The sequence below is a fragment of the Paenibacillus pabuli NBRC 13638 genome (assembly GCF_001514495.1).
GTDB classification, from domain to species: domain Bacteria; phylum Bacillota; class Bacilli; order Paenibacillales; family Paenibacillaceae; genus Paenibacillus; species Paenibacillus pabuli.
Genome location: NZ_BCNM01000014.1, coordinates 176,950 through 199,136, shown reverse-complemented (window position 1 = coordinate 199,136; position 22,187 = coordinate 176,950). Strand labels below are relative to the sequence as shown.

19 protein-coding genes are annotated in these 22,187 nt (G+C 46.1%); 18 read left to right on the top strand and 1 reads right to left on the bottom strand.

Annotation, left to right across the window (positions count from 1 at the left end):
• Window positions 1–11: 11 nt before the first annotated feature.
• The 3 genes from PPA03S_RS19755 to PPA03S_RS19745 all read left to right on the top strand — a co-directional run bounded on the left by PPA03S_RS19755 (window position 12) and on the right by PPA03S_RS19745 (window position 3,365).
• Window positions 12–881 (top strand): carbohydrate ABC transporter permease, encoded by an 870-nt coding sequence (locus PPA03S_RS19755; protein WP_062325447.1) that lies wholly within the window; start codon window positions 12–14, stop codon window positions 879–881.
• A 69-nt stretch (window positions 882–950) separates the two neighbouring features.
• Complete coding sequence (locus PPA03S_RS19750; RefSeq protein ID WP_062325445.1) at window positions 951–2,585, top strand: ABC transporter substrate-binding protein; 1,635 nt, start codon at window positions 951–953, stop codon at window positions 2,583–2,585.
• Between the two features lie 105 nt (window positions 2,586–2,690).
• Window positions 2,691–3,365 (top strand): GntR family transcriptional regulator, encoded by a 675-nt coding sequence (locus PPA03S_RS19745; RefSeq protein ID WP_062325444.1) that lies wholly within the window; start codon window positions 2,691–2,693, stop codon window positions 3,363–3,365.
• Between the two features lie 85 nt (window positions 3,366–3,450).
• Here the strand turns inward: PPA03S_RS19745 and PPA03S_RS19740 are convergent, their stop codons facing one another.
• Window positions 3,451–3,996 (bottom strand): cupin domain-containing protein, encoded by a 546-nt coding sequence (locus PPA03S_RS19740; RefSeq protein WP_062325442.1) that lies wholly within the window; start codon window positions 3,994–3,996, stop codon window positions 3,451–3,453.
• A gap of 179 nt (window positions 3,997–4,175) precedes the next feature.
• On the opposite strand from PPA03S_RS19740, the gene metH reads away from it, so the two are divergent.
• The 15 genes from metH to PPA03S_RS19665 all read left to right on the top strand — a co-directional run bounded on the left by metH (window position 4,176) and on the right by PPA03S_RS19665 (window position 22,179).
• Window positions 4,176–7,616, top strand: a complete 3,441-nt coding sequence (gene metH, locus PPA03S_RS19735; RefSeq protein ID WP_062325440.1) for a methionine synthase — start codon at window positions 4,176–4,178, stop codon at window positions 7,614–7,616.
• Between the two features lie 74 nt (window positions 7,617–7,690).
• Window positions 7,691–8,629, top strand: a complete 939-nt coding sequence (rnz, locus tag PPA03S_RS19730) for a ribonuclease Z (protein WP_062325438.1) — start codon at window positions 7,691–7,693, stop codon at window positions 8,627–8,629.
• A gap of 356 nt (window positions 8,630–8,985) precedes the next feature.
• The gene (gene nucF, locus PPA03S_RS19725; protein WP_062325436.1) at window positions 8,986–9,795 is read left to right on the top strand and encodes a 5' nucleotidase NucF; all 810 of its coding nucleotides are present in this window, start codon (window positions 8,986–8,988) and stop codon (window positions 9,793–9,795) included.
• Between the two features lie 7 nt (window positions 9,796–9,802).
• Window positions 9,803–10,624, top strand: a complete 822-nt coding sequence (locus PPA03S_RS19720; protein WP_062325434.1) for an Fpg/Nei family DNA glycosylase — start codon at window positions 9,803–9,805, stop codon at window positions 10,622–10,624.
• Complete coding sequence (locus PPA03S_RS19715) at window positions 10,614–11,462, top strand: deoxyribonuclease IV (RefSeq protein ID WP_062325432.1); 849 nt, start codon at window positions 10,614–10,616, stop codon at window positions 11,460–11,462. The genes PPA03S_RS19720 and PPA03S_RS19715 overlap by 11 nt, the downstream gene beginning before the upstream one ends.
• 20 nt (window positions 11,463–11,482) lie before the next feature.
• Window positions 11,483–11,824 (top strand): cyclic-phosphate processing receiver domain-containing protein, encoded by a 342-nt coding sequence (locus PPA03S_RS19710; protein ID WP_062325430.1) that lies wholly within the window; start codon window positions 11,483–11,485, stop codon window positions 11,822–11,824.
• On the top strand, window positions 11,821–12,138 hold the full coding sequence (locus tag PPA03S_RS19705) for a thioredoxin family protein (RefSeq protein WP_062325428.1): 318 nt from the start codon (window positions 11,821–11,823) through the stop codon (window positions 12,136–12,138). The genes PPA03S_RS19710 and PPA03S_RS19705 overlap by 4 nt, the downstream gene beginning before the upstream one ends.
• Window positions 12,135–12,914 (top strand): ABC transporter ATP-binding protein, encoded by a 780-nt coding sequence (locus PPA03S_RS19700; protein ID WP_411835369.1) that lies wholly within the window; start codon window positions 12,135–12,137, stop codon window positions 12,912–12,914. Before PPA03S_RS19705 ends, PPA03S_RS19700 begins: the two co-directional genes overlap by 4 nt.
• Window positions 12,915–12,920: 6 nt before the next feature.
• On the top strand, window positions 12,921–13,970 hold the full coding sequence (locus PPA03S_RS19695; RefSeq protein WP_062325426.1) for an SAM-dependent methyltransferase: 1,050 nt from the start codon (window positions 12,921–12,923) through the stop codon (window positions 13,968–13,970).
• 181 nt (window positions 13,971–14,151) lie between these two features.
• Window positions 14,152–15,630, top strand: coding sequence for a serine/threonine protein kinase (locus PPA03S_RS19690; protein WP_062325423.1), 1,479 nt, complete (start codon window positions 14,152–14,154; stop codon window positions 15,628–15,630).
• A gap of 26 nt (window positions 15,631–15,656) precedes the next feature.
• A complete protein-coding gene (locus tag PPA03S_RS19685) occupies window positions 15,657–16,679 on the top strand; it encodes an SAF domain-containing protein (protein WP_062325421.1) in 1,023 nt (340 codons plus the stop codon).
• A gap of 69 nt (window positions 16,680–16,748) precedes the next feature.
• Window positions 16,749–17,462, top strand: a complete 714-nt coding sequence (locus PPA03S_RS19680) for a hypothetical protein (RefSeq protein WP_062325420.1) — start codon at window positions 16,749–16,751, stop codon at window positions 17,460–17,462.
• The gene (locus PPA03S_RS19675; RefSeq protein WP_062325418.1) at window positions 17,459–18,289 is read left to right on the top strand and encodes a CpaE/TadZ family protein; all 831 of its coding nucleotides are present in this window, start codon (window positions 17,459–17,461) and stop codon (window positions 18,287–18,289) included. The genes PPA03S_RS19680 and PPA03S_RS19675 overlap by 4 nt, the downstream gene beginning before the upstream one ends.
• A 7-nt stretch (window positions 18,290–18,296) precedes the next feature.
• A complete protein-coding gene (locus PPA03S_RS19670) occupies window positions 18,297–20,123 on the top strand; it encodes an ATPase, T2SS/T4P/T4SS family (RefSeq protein ID WP_062325416.1) in 1,827 nt (608 codons plus the stop codon).
• A complete protein-coding gene (locus tag PPA03S_RS19665) occupies window positions 20,113–22,179 on the top strand; it encodes a hypothetical protein (protein ID WP_062325414.1) in 2,067 nt (688 codons plus the stop codon). Before PPA03S_RS19670 ends, PPA03S_RS19665 begins: the two co-directional genes overlap by 11 nt.
• Window positions 22,180–22,187: the final 8 nt, after the last annotated feature.

Genomic DNA, 22,187 nt, shown 5'->3' with positions numbered 1-22,187 from the left:
GGAGGAGCAATATGCTGGAATCAAAATCATACAAAGTATTTAAAGTATTCAATGCTATCTTTTTGCTGCTAGTGGTATTTATCACACTCTATCCATTTCTGAATGTTGTGGCCCAATCCTTTAGTAGCGAGGCTTATATCAATTCAGGCAAGGTAAGCATTATTCCCAGAGGCTTTAATGTAGAAACCTACAAGACGATCTCTCGTGACAGCATGTTCTGGACCAACTATAAAAATACAATTATTTATACTGTGGTAGGTACTTTGATTTCTATGTTCATGACAACTATTTTCGCTTATGCCTTATCCAAAAAAAGATTAATGGGACGCAAGTTTCTGACTATGTTCGCGGTGTTTACGATGTTTTTCAGTGGTGGTCTGATTCCAAACTATGTCCTGATTAACTCTCTGGGTTTCAATAATACGATGTGGGCGCTGGTCGTTCCTGGTGCAATCAGTATTTATAACATGCTAATAATGAAATCCTTCTTCGAAAACATGCCTGAAGAGCTTGAGGAAGCAGCAGCTATCGATGGTTTGAATACGTATGGTATTTTGTTACGGATCATTCTACCGCTAAGTAAAGCTGTGATGGCAACGATGGTTCTCTTTTACGCTGTGGGGCACTGGAATTCCTGGTTTCCAGCCTTCCTGTATCTCGACAAAAAGGAACTGTTCCCGGTTACGATCTACCTGCGCAATATGATTGCAGGTGCGACTGGTGGTGCTTCGGCTGGTGCTTCCGCGGACAATTTGACTCAGATCGCTGCGAATATCAAATCAGTCACGATGGTACTTACTATACTTCCAATTCTTACGATTTATCCATTTGTTCAACGGTACTTTGTAACCGGTATCATGTTGGGGTCTGTTAAGCAGTAATCCTAACCCGATATAGTTCAACATCTTGAAGGTAAGGCCAACTTTAACCACACGCAGGGGGAGAATTGAATGAAACTGAGACCACGTAAGCTGGTAGGCAAGATGGTATTGGCAACAATGATGAGTGTCGTTCTGGCAGCATGCAGCAGCGGCATGGGTGGAGGAGAGAAAGTTGAGCCTGAATCCAAAGGGGCAATGGAATCCTTCAATGTAGGAGACAAGTTCAAAGCAACAGAGCCGTTCAATCTTTCCATCCTATACAGTGACCAGCCTTCATATCCGTATAAAAAGGATTGGATGCTATTTCAAAAAATCACCGAAATGACTGGCGTAACGTTAGATCCTACGATTGTACCAATGAGTGACTATCCCCAGAAAAGATCTCTTCTGATCAGCTCTGGAGATGCTCCAATGGTTATTCCCAAAACCTATCCGGGAGAAGAATCAGCATTTGTATCTTCAGGAGCGGTTTTGCCAGTGAGCGATTATGTGGATTTGATGCCGAATTTCAAAGATAAGATAGAGAAGTGGGGCCTTCAGGACGAACTGGAGGGACTGCGACAAGAAGACGGGAAGTATTACGTGCTTCCAGGCTTGCATGAAGAAGTATGGCCTGATTATACCCTGATCGTTAGAACAGATGTTTTCGAAAAAAATAATATCGCTATTCCTAAGACATGGGATGAATTGTATGCTGCAGCCAAAAAACTGAAGGAAATTTATCCGGATTCCATCCCGTTCTCGGATCGGTTCGAGTTCAACAGTACATTGAATATTGCTGCAACCAGTTTTGGCACAAAAGCTGGATGGGGATTTGGTAATGGTTTAACATATAAAAAAGACCAGGATGAATTTGTTTACACATCGACTACGCCTGAATACAAGGAAATGCTAACTTACTTTAACAAACTGGTATCCGAAGGACTTCTGGATAAGGAAAGCTTCACTCAAGACGATGATCAGGCTACTCAAAAATTCGTTTCAGGTAAATCCTTTATGATTAACGGCAATTCGCAAACCCTTGTGATGCACCGTAATGACATGAACAAAACGTTGGGAGAAGGGAACTTCTCCATCGCCAAAATCACGGTCCCTGGAGGTCCAAAAGGCCAACTGATGTCTGGCTCCAGACTTGAAAACGGTGTCATGCTTTCCGGCAAAATTAAAGATAGCGAAAACTTCAAAGCAACATTGCAGTTTATTGACTGGTTATATTACAGTGATGAAGGTCAGGAATTTGCCAAATGGGGTGTTGAAGGAGAAACCTTCACCAAACAGGATGGTGTTCGCAAACTGGCGGAAGATGTGAATTATAACGGATTGAATCCGAAGGGCACAAAAGATTTGCGTATTGATTACGGTTTCTCGGGCGGTGTATTCGCTTATGGAGGCACGACCGATTTGTTGCATTCCATGTTTAGTGAGGAAGAACTGAAATTCCAGCAAGACATGAAAGATACAAAAGAAGTGGTTCCTGCTGAGCCACCAATTCCATACTCTGATATTGATCGTGAACAAGTAACGCTGCTCAGCACACCGCTTAAGGATTTTTCAGACCAAAATACGCTTAAATTTATTCTAGGAGAACGCAGTCTTACAGAGTTTGATGCATTTGTGAAGGAATTGGAGAGCCAAGGATTAACCCAATATATCCAGCTTGCCAATGATACGTACAAGAAGTACAAAGAAAACAAGCAGGAGTAGTTGTAAACTGAAATTTGCTCAATTGCCGTTTCACTGAGGGGATTTTAGTGAAGCGGCAAATTGTGCTAAGATGGATGAATACGGCTGAGAGAAAGAGGTTAAGGAATGTCACTTAATCAAAAGATTAGAGGTTCGACCCGGGCTTATTCATACAATCTGATAAAGGAACGAATTTTGCACCTTGAACTTGAGCCGGGCACAAAGATTTCCGAGAAGGAAATTGCGGATGAACTGCAAGTAAGCAGAACGCCAGTACGTGAAGCATTCATGAAGCTTGCCGAAGAAGAATTACTGGATATCATTCCTCAGAGTGGAACGATTGTCTCCCATATTAATTTGGAGCATGTTGAAGAAGGCCGGTTTATGAGAGAGAAGATGGAGAAGGAAATTGTCACTCTGGCTTGCGCCTCTTTTCCAGAAGAATTCATATTCAGACTCGAAACCAATATTGCCATGCAGGAAGTATGTATAGGGAAAAATAATTTCTATCGTCTTTTTGAATTGGATGAAGAGTTTCATCAGATATTGTTTCAGGGAACGGGTAAAATGAGGACGTGGAAAATGCTGCAGCAATTGAATATTCCCTTTAATCGGCTTCGTTTATTACGGTTGTCTGAAGATTCCGATGCCGAGGTGATTATTTCACAGCATAAAGAGATATATCGGCTCATCACGGAACGTGAGACTGACCAAGCTGTTCAGGTGATGGAAGCCCATCTTAGACTTGTTGTAGTAGAACAAGAGAAGATGAAAGCAAAATATCCGCATTATTTTATATAGAACATCAGATGTTGTATACTCCATATGCAGAAACCCCTGTTCGAAATGAACAGGGGTTTGTTGAATAAATAATTAGTTCACTGCATTAAGCTTGTTTAATAAAAGTAGGGTCCGGGTATGGATCAGCGATCCAGCCATCTTTCTCGATAAACAGACGAACGGCAATGATTTGTTTGTTCTCCATTAATGTGAAGAAGTGCGGTGTATTCTCAGGTACCGAAATAACGTCTCCAGGAGACAACTCTACATTAAAGTAACCTACATCATCTGTAGCTTTGATGACAAAAATTCCTTTGCCGGCTACAATTGCACGGATTTCATCCTCAGCATGAGTATGAATTTCTTCAAATTTGGCAAGCTTCTCTTCAATGTCTGGAGTTTGTTCAGACAGCGTAATGACATCCCATATTTGGTACCCGCGGCGTGCGGCCAAGTCTCTGATTTCATAGTCATATGTTTGGAGCACTTCATTTTTTTGTTCATCGGTGAGCCCAAAATTATTTTGGAGTTCTGTGTTTAATTTGGAGGCGTCCCACTTCTCATATAATACTTCATATTTGTTTAAGAAATTTCGAACATTTTCGTCTCCAGTGATACGTTCGTTCGTATTTCGGATTACAATTTCAGCCATGTTCTTCCCCTCTTTTCCACTTGGTTTAATTGCTATTATATCGGAATGTTCTGTTTTTGTCGATTCGCAAAATCGTCTCACATTTCTAAAAACCCGCCACGGGACAGACCAAAACCGATCTTTCACATTAAGTTAGTTTCTGTTAAACTAAGATTTAACGTTTTGCGGGGGTGAAGATATTGGATAAGCTTAGCCTACATGATGCATTAAAACAACGAATATTAATCCTCGACGGTGCAATGGGGACCATGATTCAACAGATTGATCTCACAGGCGCAGATTTTGGCGGAGAAGACCTGGACGGATGTAATGAAATGCTTGTACTTACGCGTCCAGAGCTGATCCAGCGCATTCATGAAGAATATCTGGAGGCCGGTGCAGATTTAATTGAGACGAATACGTTTGGTGCAACGTCTGTTGTACTTGCTGAATACGACATTCAAGATCGCGCGCGTGAAATCAATCTCGAAGCAGCCAGAATTGCAAAAGCAGCTGTGGATCGATTCTCAACGCCGGAGTCTCCGCGTTACGTTGTGGGTGCCATGGGACCTACAACCAAAACGCTGTCTGTAACAGGCGGAGTAACGTTTCAGGAGCTCATCGACAGTTATTTCGAGCAAGCGCTTGCTTTAATTGAGGGAGGCGTTGATGCGCTGCTGCTTGAAACCTCTCAAGATACTCTTAATGTAAAAGCAGGAAGCATTGGAATTCAACAAGCATTTGAGCAAAGTGGTATCAAGCTTCCTTTGATGATATCAGGAACAATCGAACCGATGGGTACAACCCTCGCTGGTCAGAATATTGAGTCCTTTTATATATCCCTAGAACACCTTAACCCAATTTCAGTGGGACTAAACTGCGCTACAGGTCCGGAGTTCATGCGCGACCATATTCGCTCGCTTTCCGGGATGGCTTCTGTTGCGGTAAGTTGTTATCCCAATGCAGGTCTTCCGGATGAGAACGGTAATTACCATGAATCCCCTGATTCGCTAGCTCAGAAGATTGGTGCTTTTGCCGAGCAGGGTTGGTTGAACATCGCGGGTGGCTGTTGTGGAACAACACCTGCACATATTCGGGCAATGCGGGATACCCTTGCCAAGTACCCTCCAAGAGAAATGAACGGAACTCATCCACCAGCATTGTCGGGAATTGATCCGGTATACGTTGAACAGGACAATCGCCCATATATGGTTGGGGAACGTACGAATGTGCTTGGATCAAGGAAATTCAAGCGTCTTATTGTTGAAGGGAAATATGAAGAAGCTTCGGAAATTGCTCGGGCTCAGGTGAAAAATGGGGCACATGTTGTCGACGTTTGCGTTCAGGACCCGGACCGTGAGGAAGCCGAAGACATGGAGAAGTTCCTTGAACTGGTTGTCAAAAAAGTAAAGGTGCCACTCATGATCGATACGACAGATGCAGCCGTCATCGACCTGGCACTGCAATACTCTCAAGGTAAAGCGATAATTAACTCCATTAACCTTGAGGACGGCGAGGAAAAGTTCGAGCTGGTCACTCCGTTGCTTCATAAATACGGCGGTGCCGTTGTTGTCGGAACGATTGATGAACGCGGTCAGGCCATTAGTCGTGAGGACAAGCTGGAGGTAGCCAAGCGATCTTACGATTTGCTGGTGAACAAATTTGGACTAAAAGCAGAAGACCTGATCTTTGATACCTTGGTGTTTCCGGTGGGTACGGGCGATGAACAATATATCGGTTCGGCCAAAGAAACGATTGAAGGTATTCGGGTTATAAAAGAAGCAATGCCCGAATGTCATACGATACTGGGGATTAGTAACATTTCATTTGGTTTGCCTGAAGCAGGGCGTGAAGTGCTGAACTCTGTATTTTTGTATGAGTGTACCAAAGCGGGTCTCGATTATGCCATCGTTAACACAGAGAAGCTGGAGCGCTATGCTTCCATTCCGGAGGAAGAGCGCAGACTCTCGGAAGAGCTGTTATACAATACGAATGACGAAACACTGGCTGCTTTCGTAGCGGCGTTCCGTAACAAAAAGGTTGAGAAAAAAGAAAAGATTTCGAACCTGTCGTTGGAAGAACGTCTCGCATCGTATGTTGTAGAAGGGAGCAAAGAAGGTTTGCTGCCCGATCTGGAGCAGGCACTCGCCAAATATACTGCCCTTGAAGTAATCAACGGTCCGCTGATGCGGGGGATGGAAGAAGTAGGGCGGCTGTTTAACAATAATGAGCTGATCGTAGCAGAAGTGCTTCAGAGCGCTGAAGTCATGAAGGCTTCGGTAGCTTATTTGGAGCAGTTCATGGAGAAAAACGAGACGTCAGTGAAAGGTAAGATCATCTTAGCGACAGTGAAGGGCGATGTACATGACATCGGCAAAAACCTGGTAGAGATCATCCTGTCCAATAACGGTTACCGGATCATAAATTTGGGTATAAAAGTACCACCAGAGCGTATTATCGAGGCGTACAGAGAAGAAAAAGTCGATGCGATCGGATTGTCAGGTCTATTGGTTAAATCGGCGCAGCAGATGATTCTTACAGCTCAGGATTTGCGAACAGCAGGTATTGATGTACCCATTATGGTTGGTGGTGCGGCATTGACACGTAAATTCACCAAAAACCGAATACGGCCTGAATATAATGGAATGGTTGTATATGCAAAAGATGCGATGGACGGCCTGGATTTGGCCAACAAGCTGATGAATCCAAGCACGCGTGAAATGATGCAGCTTGAGATGGATGCTGAGAAAGAGGCTGACGCCTCGGGTGCAGAAAATGTACAACCCCTTCCCGAGCTTACTCGGGTAGAGCGTTCGGATATCGCAATCGACAATCCGGTTCTCATTCCGCCAGATCTGGAGCGACATGTCATGCGGAACTATCCGCTGTCACACATCTTACCGTATGTGAACATGCAGATGCTGCTCGGGCATCATCTTGGTTTGCGCGGCTCGGTAGAGCAGCTGCTTGCTTCGGGTGATCAGAAAGCTACTGATCTGAAGGCAGTAGTGGATGATATTATGCAGGAGGCGGTACGTGACGGAATTATTCAGGCTCATGCAATGTATCGATTCTTCCCTGCTCAGTCCAGCGGTAATAGTGTCATCGTTTATGACCCTGAGGATACCAGCAATATCTTGCATACATTCACGTTCCCGCGCCAAAAAGTTGAACCATTCCTGTGCCTGTCTGATTTCCTGAAGCCGGTGGAATCCGGACAAATGGATTACGTTGGTTTCATGGTTGTAACAGCCGGACACGGTGTACGAGAATTATCAACGGCTTGGAAAGAGCAAGGCGATTATCTTCGTTCACATGCTCTGCAATCCGTAGCGCTTGAAGTAGCAGAGGGATTAGCCGAGCGTGTTCATCATATGATGAGAGATATCTGGGGCTTCCCTGATCCAGCCCAGATGACCATGAAGCAACGTCATGGAGCACGCTATCAGGGAATCAGGGTATCATTCGGATATCCGGCATGTCCCGATTTGGAAGATCAAGGGCCGCTGTTCAAGTTGTTACAGCCTGAGGATATTGGTGTGGAACTGACGGAAGGTTTCATGATGGAACCTGAAGCATCTGTATCGGCGATGGTATTCAGCCATCCGCAAGCGAAGTACTTTAACGTGGATAAGGCATAAAAGTAAAAGGTCAGGCAAAGCCCTCCGCATTGTCGGAGGCTTTTTGCTGGCAGCAGAAAGAGGTGCGATCCAGAGTGGAACTATATTTCCTGGGAACTAACGCTGGTGTGCCTACGCTTCAGCGGAATGTAACTTCCATAGGGCTGCGCATGTTGGATGAGCGCAGAGCATTGTGGTTGTTTGACTGCGGGGAAGGAACCCAGCATCAGATTTTAAGTTCTCCGCTTAAGTTGAGCAAATTGGAGAAAATATTTATAACCCATTTACATGGAGATCATGTATTTGGACTTCCAGGTCTGCTATCCAGCAGAGCCTATCAGGGTGGCACTACACCATTAACAGTGTATGGACCGCCAGGCACAGAACGAATGATCATGACTACGATGGAACTAAGCCAGTCACGTCTAAACTACGATCTAAGCATTATAGAACATACAGGCGGAGTGCTTTTTGAAGATGAGACTTTTATCGTGGAATCAGCGTTGCTGGAACACCGTATCGACAGTTATGGGTATCGAATTACCGAAAAGGATCGTCCAGGCAGTCTGGACCCTGCAAAACTGGCTGAGTATGGCTTGAAGCCTGGGCCGTTATTCGGTCGTTTGAAACGTGGAGAAACCATTACTCTAGACAACGGTGACTCGCTTCGCCCAGAAGATGTTTTGGGAGCGCCCAAGCGTGGAATGATCGTTACCATTTTGGGGGATACACGCCCATGTGGCAACGTACAGCCACTAGCTCATCAGGCAGATGTCCTTGTACACGAAGCTACGTTCCTGCATGATTTGGCTGATACGGCTCATGAATACTATCATAGTACTTCGAAGCAAGCGGCAGAGGCGGCGAGAGCAGCAGATGCAGGACAGCTGATCATGACCCATTTTAGCTCCCGCTATAAAGATGAGGATCAGCTGCAGCCACTTCTGAAAGAAGCGCAGTCGATATTTCCGAATACGAAGCTTGCGATTGAACACGAGCTTATTCCAGTGGTTCATCGTAAAAGTAAATCCTAGTTGTGGGTGTGCCCAGCTTCACAGCCAAACATGAGGTGGGAAGTGTCGGTAATTGCACGGGACTGAGGGGGGAAGTTACACCCGCGGTCCCTTTTGCAATTGGACGAGAAAGCGTGTAGGATGGGCAATATAAACAGGGAAATGATTCAAATTATTTTCCGGGAAAGCGCAGGAAATGACAAGCTTGTACAGAAGACGCGCGAGTCCAGGCCTCGGTGTTCGATTCATTTCGACGTGTTGCGTGCAGATGCGAGTAAGCCATTTTTTTGTACTGTATACATAGGTTGGCTTTGACGTTCGATGCTAATGGTTAAGGGCATGAAATGTTAATGGAATAAAGAAAGGAAGTGCTGTATATGATTAAGGCCTATCTGATCGATCTGGATGGTACACTCTATCATGGCAGACATCGTATCGAAGGTGCCGATGAGCTTATTCGGACATTAAATGAACAAGGCATGCCTTATTTGTTTGTGACTAATAATTCTTCGCGTACCCCCCAGGGTGTGGCAGATCACTTGAACGGGATGGGTATCCCGGCCGAAGCATCTCAAGTTTGTACATCTGCGGTGGCAGCTGCGGAATATGTAGCTGAAGAGGCTCCTGGTGCGAAAGTGGCCTGTATCGGAGAGGAAGGCCTGTTGCAAGCGCTAGAAGCAGCAGGGCTTGAACTTACGGATGATAAACCGGAGTACGTTATACAAGGAATTGATCGCGAATTTTCCTACAGTAAACTGACCAAGGCACTTCGTTGGATCAATGGCGGCTCCAAATTTATTATGACCAACCCTGACCTACAGCTTCCTTCTGATGATGGCCTTACGCCAGGAGCAGGGACGATTGGGGCAGCGATAGAAGCAGCCACTGGAATTCACCCTACCGTCATAGGCAAACCATCAAGTATTATTATGAAGTCTGCCATTAGTCGATTGAACTTAAAGTCTGGTGAAGTTGCTGTAATCGGAGACAATATGCGTACAGATATTGCAGCAGGAGCAGCAGCGGGTTGTGAGACCATTCTGGTCCTTACCGGAATAACGACACGCGAGAATATGGACAGCCACATCCAGGCAACCAAGGTTCGTCCTGATCATGTCTTTGAAGATTTGCATAAACTGATTGAGTGGCTGTCGCAGACGACAGGCCAAGCATCCAAGAAGGGGTAGATGAACGATGCCGGAATTGCCGGAAATGGAAAACTACCGGACCTTGCTGTCCGAGAACATACTGGATTTACCCATTACAGGTGTGGTGGTTAATCGCGAGAAATCGATTAATACCGAGCCGGATATGTTTATCCGTGAATTGACAGGTAATCGTATCATATTTGTAGAGCGCCGGGCCAAACATCTGATCTTTCATCTGGCTAATGGTAAGCGGCTTGTGCTTCATCTCATGCTGGGCGGAATGATTTTCTGGGGCACGGAAGCTGAACGGCCGGATCGTTCCACTCAAGTGGAGATTCAGTTTGGAGAATATACTTTATTCTTTATTGGGCTCCGTTTGGGCTATCTGCATCTGCTGACGTCGAAAGAAACAGAAGAGGCTATGTCGGACCTTGGTCCTGAACCTTTGGATCGGCGCATGAATACAGAACGGTTTGCTGCCCTCTTGAAAGGACGTCGGGGCACGCTCAAAACGACATTGGTCAACCAGCATATTATTGCAGGCATCGGAAATTGTTATTCGGATGAGATTGCATTTGCAGCAGGCTTGAGACCAAGCTCAAAGACACAAAATATTGCTGCTTCGCCTGAACTTACAGCACGTTTGTACCATTCTGTGCAATCCGTATTGCGAGAAGCTGCATCGGAAGGCGGTTATATGGAAATGCCGTTGATGCAGGGAGATACTAAGACGGGAAGTTATAATGAGCAGTGCCGGGTGTATGATCGTGAAGGGGAAACTTGCCCTCGCTGTGGGGGAACGATAGCACGCGTGGAAATTACGGGCAAGAAGGCTTTCTTCTGTCCGGATTGCCAGCATGAGGCCTAACAGCGGAATCGGGGCACATGTCAGCACCAGAGGTGGATTTCTTCAGGCAGCCAAGCGGGCATATGAGATGGGGGCTACCGCATTTCAATATTTTCCGAAGAACCCTCGGAGCCTTGGCTTGAAAGAACTGGACCTCAAAGATGCTGATCAGTGTCGGGATTGGTGTGAGAAGCAGGGACTTGCTTCGATTGCCCACTCACCCTATCCCACGAATCCGGCTTTGGGCAAAACCCGAGGAGAGGCGGGTTTTCATGCCACCATCGCATCGATACGAAATGATCTGCATATTGCAGACGCCTGCGGTTCAGTAGGGACTGTAGTTCACTTTGGACATCTCAAGAGCAATGAACCACTCGAAGGATACCAAAATCTCATATCCTGTCTGGATACCGCATTAGCGGAGTGGGATGGACAGGCAAAGGTTTTGCTTGAAAATCAGGCTGGAGATCATGGTCCCATGGGTACGACAATGGAAGAATTGATACAAATTCGCAAGCTAAGCCGGTATCCCGAGCATATTGCTTTTTGCTTTGACACGTGTCATGCTTTTGCTTCAGGCATGTGGACAACAGGCAATGAGGCATCGATGCTGGAGAAAGGCAGACTGCTCGGATACTGGGATGCTCTGGCGGCTGTTCACTTTAATGATTCGAAATATCCATCCGGTTCATGCAAGGACAGACATGCACGGATCGGACAGGGTTATATAGGAGAAGAAGCGATGCAGGAACTGTTATGTGCGCCTGAGTTTCAGCAAGCGGTAGTTGTGCTGGAGACTGAATCAGGGGAAGATGGAACACACCGCGGTGACATTAAGCTCATGCGTTCCTGGCTTTAAATGGGAGAGGAGCGATTGTAATGCATGTTTTTTTGGATGATTACCGGGCTTGTCCGAAAGGGTTTGTTTTAGCTACCAATGCAGAAGAATGCCTAATCCTGCTTAGGGAAGGTAACGTGGACATTTTATCCCTGGATTATGAACTGGGTCCGGATTCACCGAATGGCGGTGAAGTTGCTGCTTCCATCGTCAGGGAAGGTTTATTCCCGCGTCAGATCTATTTGCACACGTCCAGTATGTATGGCAAACGTCAGATGTACGAATTGTTATACAGCAATAAACCAGACTCTGTCACGGTTCATAATGGTCCAATGTCTGGGGAGGTTATGCTTCGTGTTGCTTCGGAAGAGGAAAGCAGATGAGGCCGATTACGACTAAAATGTTAATGCGTGGCGTATGGGAAGGCATGCCTCAGGCAGTATTTATCTATACCCCGCTCTGCGGAACTTGCGCAGCTGCACGTCGTATGCTGGAAATTGCCGAGCATTTGCTGCCTGAGGGGATTTTGACGGAGATGAATATTCATGATATCCCTGAACTGGTTCAGCAGTATCAGATTTCGAGCGTCCCTGCGGTTATGTTGTTTGATGGTGAACATGATGTGCCCAAAATGGTCTATCGTATGAACTCTGTCGAGCATCTGTTAGGGGAAATCCGAAAGGCGGTGCTAAAATGAGTATTATCTCGATGGAGCATGTATCTCTTAGACGGGAAGATAATCAGATTCTGGATGACGTTCATCTGAATATCAAGGAAGGCGAGCACTGGGCCATTCTCGGACGCAATGGGTCGGGCAAAACAACACTGCTTGAAATGATGAATGGATATATGTTTCCAAGTCAGGGGCGCATTGAAGTATTGGGCAACCTCTATGGACAATGCGATGTTCGGGAGGTTCGTAAAGACATTGGTTATATCAGTCAGACCTTGATTGAAAAACTGACGCTGCGAGATCCGGTATGGGAAGTGGTTGCAACAGGAGCTTATGCTTTTTTGCGTTTCTATCAAACGATCCCGGATGATGTGAAGGATAAAGCCATGAACCTGCTTGATGAGATGGGTTTTGCAAAGCTGGCTAACCATCCGCTCGGAACACTTTCTCAAGGGGAGCGCAAAAAAGTAATGCTTGCCCGTTCACTGATGGCAAATCCCAAATTGCTGATTCTGGACGAGCCTTGTGCCGGCCTTGATTTGTATGAACGCGAGAACATGCTGGCCGAAATTGATCGGCTGCGTAAGCGTAGTATCACTGTCGTATATGTCACTCATCACGTCGAAGAGATCGTACCGTTGTTTACACATGTGGCCTTGATCCGCGATGGACGTATTGCTGCGGCAGGTCCCAAACATGAAGTTTTAACACAAGAAACAATTAAGCATACGTACGATGTTCCAGTCGATATCCAATGGGATAATGGACGTCCCTGGATTCGCGTACGTTCTGGAGGGTAACACAATTTGAGTACACAGTCATCTTGGGGAGAAGGAGACTTCTCCCGTTTTATTTGCACGGCCAATCATGGTTTTGCACCCTACGCTCAGGAGGAATTGCGCCGTACGTTTGGTGCAGTCAAGAGCACGGTACTCGTACCTGGTGAAATACTGCTTGCCGGTCTTCCGATTGCCAAAGAAGAGGTATCGATTAAGCTTTTAGAGGTTAATCCTACGTTTTTACGGCATATTCAGCCTGTTCAATTTCAGGAAAACACCGAAGATTCAGCACAAGCGATGGAAAAGTTAATTTCATTTGTCCTAAACCATACCGAGTTAACAGGAACAAATGTTACATTACAAGTTCGTAAAACTGAAGGGGCCTTCTGGCAGGAAAATGCTGCTTCTTTAAAACAACTGTTGACCGAGAAGCTGAATGATCTTGGCTGTGAGTGGGTTGTTCGTGATGCGGAATATGTGATATCTGTCTTTGTTGCGAATGATATGTTATACGCGGGAGTATCCCGGCCTGAACAAAATTTGTCTGACTGGAGCGGCGGAGCTGTTCGTTTCCAGAAGGAGGAGGGACAGATCTCCCGAGCCAAATTCAAATTGCTTGAGGCGGAGCAAACATTTGGCATCGACTTTACTTCTTTCCACAAAGCATTGGATATTGGTGCTGCACCGGGCGGATGGACTTCTTTTCTGCTTGAGCGCGGGCTTGAGGTTACAGCGGTTGATCCGGCGAAGATGGATGCGTCCCTGCTGCAATCGCCCAAATTAACCTTTTTGAAAAAAAACGCAGGCGATGTACGCTTTCGCGAAGGTGAATTCGATCTGCTCGTATGTGATATGAGTTGGAGTCCGAAGCTGATGAGCCGCCTTGTGTCAGACCTGTTATACAGCCTTCAATCGGGAGGAACAGCAGTTGTTACGGTGAAGTTGCTGCATAAGAAGCCGCTCGCGTTGATTAAGGAAGTCATCGATACATTTGAGCGCTCAAGAATGCAAATTCAACGCTCCAAGCAGTTGTTCCACAACAGGGAAGAGATCACGCTGTATATGATTAAGTATTAAGTTATTAAAGGCATTAAACTTTATGCTTTACAACACCTTATTGCTTATACTATAATGATACCAATATTAACCATAACAAGTTGAGGGAAAGCATCCCGAAGGTGAACACGTCCGGTTATCCGGTCTGTTCCGCTTCGGTGGAGCTTTCCCTTTTTTGTTATGTAACCAAGGAGGAGTCCATATGAGACATCCGGCTAGGCTCGAGCACGGAAGCCTGCTGGGAGGAAGATATCGTATCGTGTCCATTCTGGGTTCGGGTGGAATGAGTCATGTATATGAAGCAGAGGATTTGAAGCTGCCAGGCAAAACCTGGGCGATCAAAGAAAGTGTGACGGCTATGCCATATGAAGGCAGTATGGAGTCAGAAGCTGCTCTCCTGACATCTCTGCGACATCCCAGATTGCCGCAAATTGTAGATTTTTTTGTTCCGGATGAGCACGGGTATACCTATCTTGTCATGGAATACATTGAGGGATTAACGCTAAGTGATTATTTCAAGCAATGTCGTGGAAAGATCCCGCTTGAACATATGATAGAGTTTGTACTTCAGCTGCTGGATGTATTGAGTTATTTGCATAGTCAGGACCCACCTGTCATCTATCGGGATTTGAAACCATCTAACATTATGATTACACCAGAACATGAAGTGAGACTGATTGATTTTGGAATAGCGAGGAGCTACAAAGCACAAAAAGTCGATGATACGGTTAAATTGGGAACGGCTGGTTTCGCTGCACCTGAACAATATGGCTCAGGACAGACGGATGCTCGTTCAGACCTTTACGGGCTCGGGGCATTGCTGCTCTATCTTATGACTTGTGGAGCTTATACGGAATGGATTCAAGGTGTGGAGAGCTCCATTCGCAGTGATGTCCCACGTACCTATGTCCCAGTTGTGCGAAGGTTGCTGCGCGTGAATCCGAATGAGCGTTTTCAATCTGCAGATGAAGTGCGCAAGGAACTGCTGCGCAGACCGGGTATAGCACCTGAGGGTTCAGAAACCACGTTGACCCTAAGCGGAGGAACCAGAGTGATCGCTCTGACGGGCGCCTCATCAGGTGTGGGAGTTACGCATACGGCTATAGCCATTAGTCACTACCTAGAACGGCAAAACTTCAAAGTGGCCGTAATCGAGATGTCTCCCCGGTCTCAATCGTTTGCTCGTATTCAACAAGTGGCTTATATGGGTAAACCTGTGCCAGCTGGCAGACAGTTTGCTGTGGATGGCGTGCATTATTGGAAACAATCAGGGCGAGCAGACATTCTGTCCTTACTTGGAGGCAGCTATCAGTTCATTGTAATGGATCTTGGCAGTGGTCAGGACCAGAGCCGGCTTGAAGAGTTTCTCAGAGCAGACCTCCCCATTGTGATAGGTTCAGGTGCGGAATGGAGACAGGCCGAGATCGGGGCTTTTGTTCGTTCACACAACCGGTATCCGCGAGAAAAATGGATCTACTGCCTGCCGCTTGCAGCTGCTGACGCGGTTCAGCGCATGCGCAAGACGTTGGACTCTTCCAATGTATATGGTCTGCCATTACATATCGATCCCTTTGATCGGGAACCACAGATGGATAAGGTTTTTGCTCATATTTTGACTCATATGATTGGGCAGCTTCCCAAGAAGCGTTCATTTTTTGCAAGAAAAAGAGTGCATGATTAGAAGAGTTTGCGAAAGGAGAGCCTCTTTTGTCTAAATTAAGAAAACAAAGCCGTCAACTGATTTATGCCGGGCTGACGGGAGCAGGAGCGATTGGCCTGCTGTTCGGGGCATATGTCATTTATAATGTCAAAACCATGAGTGATACGAGGTCTGAAGTGGAGGCTCGTTATTCATCAGCCTATGAACAAAAAGAGGCTGAATTGATGCAACAATGGAATTCGGGAGCACAGGGATGGGTGACTATACGGGATGTTGAAGCGGGGGAGCCTATATTGCCAGAGGACATCAAACTCATTGCGGTTCCGGATGCACAGGCGCCAAGGAATCTGTGGTCCAGCTCCAAACAGATGGATGGTCAGGTGGCGAAAATAGAATTAAAAAAAGGAACAGCGATCACAACAGAAATGGTGTATGAGGATACTCCGGCGCCGCCGGATTTAAGAAACCGTGAACTACAGGTTGTTTTGCTACCATCTTCACTCGTGAAGGGTGATATCATTGATATTCGCATTCAGTTTCCAACGGGGCAAGACTATATTCTCCTGTCCAAAAAGAAAGTCGAAAGATTAAATGCAGCTACACTATGGATTACGATGACGGAGGAGGAGATTCTTTCTCTTTCAAGTGCAATTGTAGATGCTTATTTACATAAAGCTTCAATCTATGCCTTGACCTATGTAGAACCACAGTTCCAGACCCCAGCGATTCCGACGTATCCTGCCAATAATGAAGTTCTAAAATTGCTGGAGAGTGATCCGAATCTTGTGCGACGGGCTGAAGTGGAGTTAGCACGACAGGTGCGAAGTTCACTGGAAAGCTCACTTGCTGCCTCTTTGTCAGCACCGTCCCAAGGTGTGGAGCAGGATGTTGCGCAGTCCTCCGTTTCATACAATAATCGTCCCGGAGCGAATAACTCTTCATCTACCGATGGAGTCATCTGGAATGACGGGTCAGGTACGGGGGGAACAACAGGGACGGGGAGCGATGATTCTTCAGTGTCAGCTTCAAGTACGGATGAGCAGAGAGGCTTGCTGACAGGCGGAGAGTAAAATGTAAAAAAATCAATCTATTATTCGTGTAACAACGCAAAAAAAAAATCGAAAGGAGCTTTGATGACTATGCAAACATGGATTTTTGCCGGGTTATGCGAGAAGAATGACCTGATGCTGTATCTTTGCAAAATACTAGCCACCTCCGGTAAACGTGTAATGCTGGTTGATGGAACATTACAACAGAAATACGGATATGGCGTCGGAGAAAGTCAACAATCTTTGCGGATTACTGAGTTTGAAGGCTTTGATATAGCCTGTCAGTTTGTAACCTCAACTGCTGTTGAAAGTCACCTTGAAGCGAGTGGTGAGCAATTGGAAGCATATGATTACGTTCTTTACGACATGGAAACATCACACTTTGCATCACGTGACCTGTGGCTCACGGCAGATATCCGTGTCTGGGTCAGTGACTATGAACGTTACAACCTGGAACGGGGCCAAGGCTGGCTAAGGCGATTGCTTGAAGAACAATCTCTGCCAGCAGAACTACCCTTTCAACGGATTTTGATTAATGCCGTTGATTGCAAATTGGAGGCGCGATATCTCTGGGCGTATCTGGAAGGCAGTCCATTTGTATGGACGGGGGAATCGTTGATGCTTCCATGGGATGAGTTGACTGCAGCAGTCAAGCTGGAAAACGAGCATCACCGTCGAATTCATCTGGCGCCATTATCAAGAAACTATAAAAAATCGCTGTGCAGATTGGTGGAACAGTTGACGGGCTGGGAAAATGTCCAGAGTCGTCGGGCCATTAAAGAAGCAGAAAGGATGAAGGCATGAGCACCATTTCGTTTTGGAGCCCTTTCGCAGGGACGGGCAGCACGTCAAGCGTATTAATCGCCGCGTATGCGATGGCACTTCACTATAGAACGAGAGTTCTGCTTGTAAATACAGGTCCGGTTGGGAGTAGTACAGAGGCTGCCCTGCCACTCCGTGAAATAGGAGTAACAGGGTCAGATTTTACTTTTGAAGAGGGAGGCTGGGATGCAATTGAACGACTCCATATCAGTGGGAGTCTGAATAAGCATAATTTGAGGGATTATACGAAGCCGCTTCTCAAAGATCGTCTAGACTTGTTGACCGGCAGAATTAACAGGATGGAGCGTTCCCCACAGGAGCATGTAGAGACTTTAAAAAGACTGTTGGACGTAGCGAATGAATATTATGATCTGGTTCTTCTGGACGCAGACCGGGCAGGCGCGAGTGCTCAAATGCTGTTGGATCAGGCTGATTATGTCGTTGTAAACCTGAATCAAAATATGAGGGATTTGGAGAGATTTTTTGAAGAAATCCGACCCGAGAGCATGAATAATCGGAACATGCATGTCGTATTGAACAAGTATGACCCCCATTCTCGCGCAAGCATTACCAACATTCGGCGGCGCTTTCGATATAAGGGATCGATATCGGTATTGCCATATACAACCGGATTCCTGGATGCGTTCAATCGTCGAGATGCGGCGGCGTACTTGCAATTGGAAGGCTTGAGTGACCATAAGGACATTCGTAAAGGGAGCTTTGCTGCAAGTATGGCTGAACTCGCTCGCTTCATTATGGACGGTGCTGGTATGCGTACCGTTCTGAAGAGGCTGGAAAGGGGCGCCTGAACCTCTCATGCTTTGGAATACCCTGTGGTTAATGTTAATTTTGCTGTTATGTCTTGCTTATGTCTGGTTCAAATATAGAGCTTCTAATCGTCAAAAGATTAACCGTTCCCCTGAACGAGACTCTTTCACGATTGAAGTATTGACAGAGAAAGTGAAACATTCACTCCATGAGCTCAGTCACAGCCAACTTGCTGATGCTGGACTGCATGAGGAAGAATATCGACGGAGAATCAATCAGCGCGCGGAAATGCGGAAGGCTCTTAAAGGCTGTGTATCCGGCAGCATCAGTGACAAAACATATGTCAAAAATCTGATAGGAGATCTGCTGACTCGCAGTATAGGCTTGAACAAGTCCAATATAGATGAAGTCATTTATTTTGAAGAAACCGAGTTGCTGACGATTCAGGATCAGTTTGAGATTGTATTTTATCTATACCGCCAGCAATTCGGTGTCGATGCTTTGTCGCGCATGATTGACACGTATGACCTTGGCAGATTGAGGCTGGATGAACGTGCTGATGACGGAGGGAGTTACTATATCTCGGAAGAGGACATCCGGTATGTGTTTGAGTGTGAATATAGACAACTGGGATTCAGAGAAAAAACGGATATTATCGTTCAACGTATCTACCAGCATTATAAAGGCTTTTCAGTAGTTGATGAAATAAGGGACCAACGTATTGATGGTGTTAGCGGTGGTGTTAGCGGCATGCTGGATGCTGTTCAGGATATGGGGCTGCGACAGCCGGCTTCGTGGAACGATCTGCTAGCGGACGGACTCGAAGATGCTCCCCTTGAAGAACGGCTTAGTGGGATGGAAAGTGTCTGGATTTTCTATAAGGGAAAATCTATTCATCTGTCTTTCCTGTCTTTTGGGAGTATCCGTGAACTGAAAAGAGTATGTCAAAATATTTATAAATACAACTATCCAGGGCAGCTTTCGGAGGCGAATGGGTACAAGGTGAATGAGATGAAGGACGGCTCACGTGTCGTTGTTGTGCGTCCTCCCTTTGCTGAATCATGGGCTTTCTTTGTCCGGAAATTTGATATTCCTAATGCTTCATTGGAACAGCTGATTACCGGAAATAATGCAGATCTGCCAATCACTTTGCTGCGATATCTGATGAAAGGTAGTCGGATAACAGCTGTAACAGGAGCACAAGGGTCTGGTAAAACGACGCTGCTTATGGCGATGGTGAAGCATATTTATGCCTCGTATACCCTGCGGGTACAGGAGATGGCTTTCGAATTACAGCTGCGGCGTATATACAGTCGGCGTAATATTCTAAGCTTCCGGGAGACCGAGCACATTTCAGGTCAGCAGGGGCTGGACCTACAGAAAAAGACGGATGGTACTGTGAATATTCTCGGTGAGGTCGCAAGTGACGAAGTAGCAGCTTGGATGATTCAGATGTCCCAGGTTGCCAGTCTGTTCACTCTGTTCACTCATCATGCCAAAACGTTTCGCGATCTGGTCTTCTCTCTCCGCAACTCATTGCTCAAAACAGGCATGTTCCAACATGAACATATTGCTGAGGAGCAGGTAGTTAGTGTCATTAATTTCGATGTACATATGAAGAAGGATGCGGAAGGACGAAGGTATATTGAACGGATCACGGAATGTCTGCCGCGAGCAAATAAAGGGGACAGCGTTGAAGAGCGGGCGGGTTTTACGTTTCGTAACGTGATCGAGTACAGGGATGGTGATTACGTCGCCATCGCTCCGATCTCCACCGGGAGTATCTCGGATATGCGGGATCAGATGACACTGCAGGACGCAGCGCTGTTCGAACAGTTCATCAAGCAACATTGGGGTGATACCTATGACCGTTAAGCTGATTCTTCTTTTGATGTTAGGGATATGCGCAGGTGGTCTGATGATTACGCTGCTTGTGCTGAATCTGTTACGTCATAGAGGAGGTGACACTGCAAATAGATCCATAGAGATGGATACGCTGAACAGAAATCGGACGCTGCGATGGGGAACGTTCCTGTTACAGTGCTATCGATGGGGTGCGAAAGTGCCGCTGCTTTCTGCTTATATTTTACAAGTGCAGAAGCGAGTCTCATTCCGGCATGTTGGCGACGAACCAGCTTTAAGGCGAATGACCATGAATGTGGTTGTGATTATCCTCGGAGGATACGGAAGCATCAGTGTGATCCTTTTCCTTATGCAGCCGGGTATCGCCTTTGTCATACTGTCTGTACTCTGTGCTGTAGTTCTGAACAGTCTTGTACTCGATATGTGTCTGAATCGTATGGAAAAGCGATTGTTGATGCAGATGCTGGATCTGTTTGCCGACGTGAGACATCGGTATCATCAGCATGGGATGGTTGAGGAAGCGTTGTATGAAGCAGCTGAAGCGGGCAAAGGAGAAGCTTCAGAGCAAGTACTACTGATTTATGAGGCATTGACTTCACCAGATCCTAACGAAGCTTTAGAAAGATACTATGAAATTGCTCCTAATCGTTTTCTTAAAGGTTTCGCAGGGATTTCATATATGGTGATGGAGTTTGGGGACAAAGACAGAGCACAGGGTTCAATCTACTTGAAAGGTCTCGGGAATCTGACACAGGAAATTCACCTGGAAATTTTACGGCGGGACAAACTGGATTATCTTTTAAAAGGATTGAACATTATTGCCCTAGCCCCTGTTCTCTTCACAGCACCTATTGAACGTTGGGCCAGAGGAAGTTTTCCCACAATGGATGAATTCTACCGAAGTAAGATCGGGTTTGTAACCAAAATATCGATCTACGTCATTATTATCCTTGCTTACATGCTCCTGCAAAGACTTCAGCAATATGATGAAACGCGGTATCGAACAGGGCGCAGACACTCCAGGCTCGATCAGTTTCTGTACAGGCAGACATTCCTTCGGAAAGTTGCGATGATGTTCGCGGCCAAACCTGGCAGCACCAACTACAGTCAAACGATAAGACTGATGCGTGAAAGTAGCTCGGAGCTAAAATACGAATGTCTGGCTTTACGAAGGTTGATGTTATTTGCAAGTTGTTTTGTCCTGACTATCGGCTGTATCTTGCTGCTGCATCAGGTAGAACGAAATCACATATTACATGATCCTGTGAGAGACGACCGAATGTTTGGCGCAATGGGAGATTCGGAATTGAAGCAGGCTACGGAAAAGACAAGTCTTGATCAAGCCGTACTGGAGAGCATCAAAATGAAGCGGGGAGCAACTTATGATGAAATATCCAATGCTTTGCAAGCCCTGAATCCCATACAGATGGATCATGATTCACAGACTGAGACCATCGCACGCATTATGCAGAAGCTGGAGGTGTACAACAAACAATATCTCCACTGGTGGGAGCTGATGATAGCAGTCATGACAGGTTTAGCAGGTTATCACATGCCGATCTGGCTCATGATGTTCCAGCGCAAAATGCGCAGTATGGACATTAGGCATGAAATCTATCAGTTTCAGACCGTTATATCGATCTTGCGGGAAATGGACCGTATGTCTGTCGAGGAGATCTTGGAATGGCTAAATCGATTTGCAGTTATATTCAAAAGACCCCTGCAGAAATGCCTGCTGCACTTTGAGCATGGGCCGGAGCATGCCCTCGAGCAACTAAAAGAAGATGCAGGTCTGCCTGAATTTCAGCGACTGGTTGATAAACTGCAACTCGCCCTTGGGAAAATTTCAATTCGGGAAGCTTTTGATGATTTAGACAGCATGATGGCCTTTTACTTCGAACAACGGAAGCAGGAATATACAAAGATGATTGATGTGAAAGCTTCATGGGGAAGGATGATCGGATTTACACCGATGTATGCCCTGATCTTTCTCTACCTGGTCATTCCGCTGGTTGGCATGAGTTTCTTGCAAATGAACATCTATTATGAACAGATTCAGAAACTGTAATTTCCACT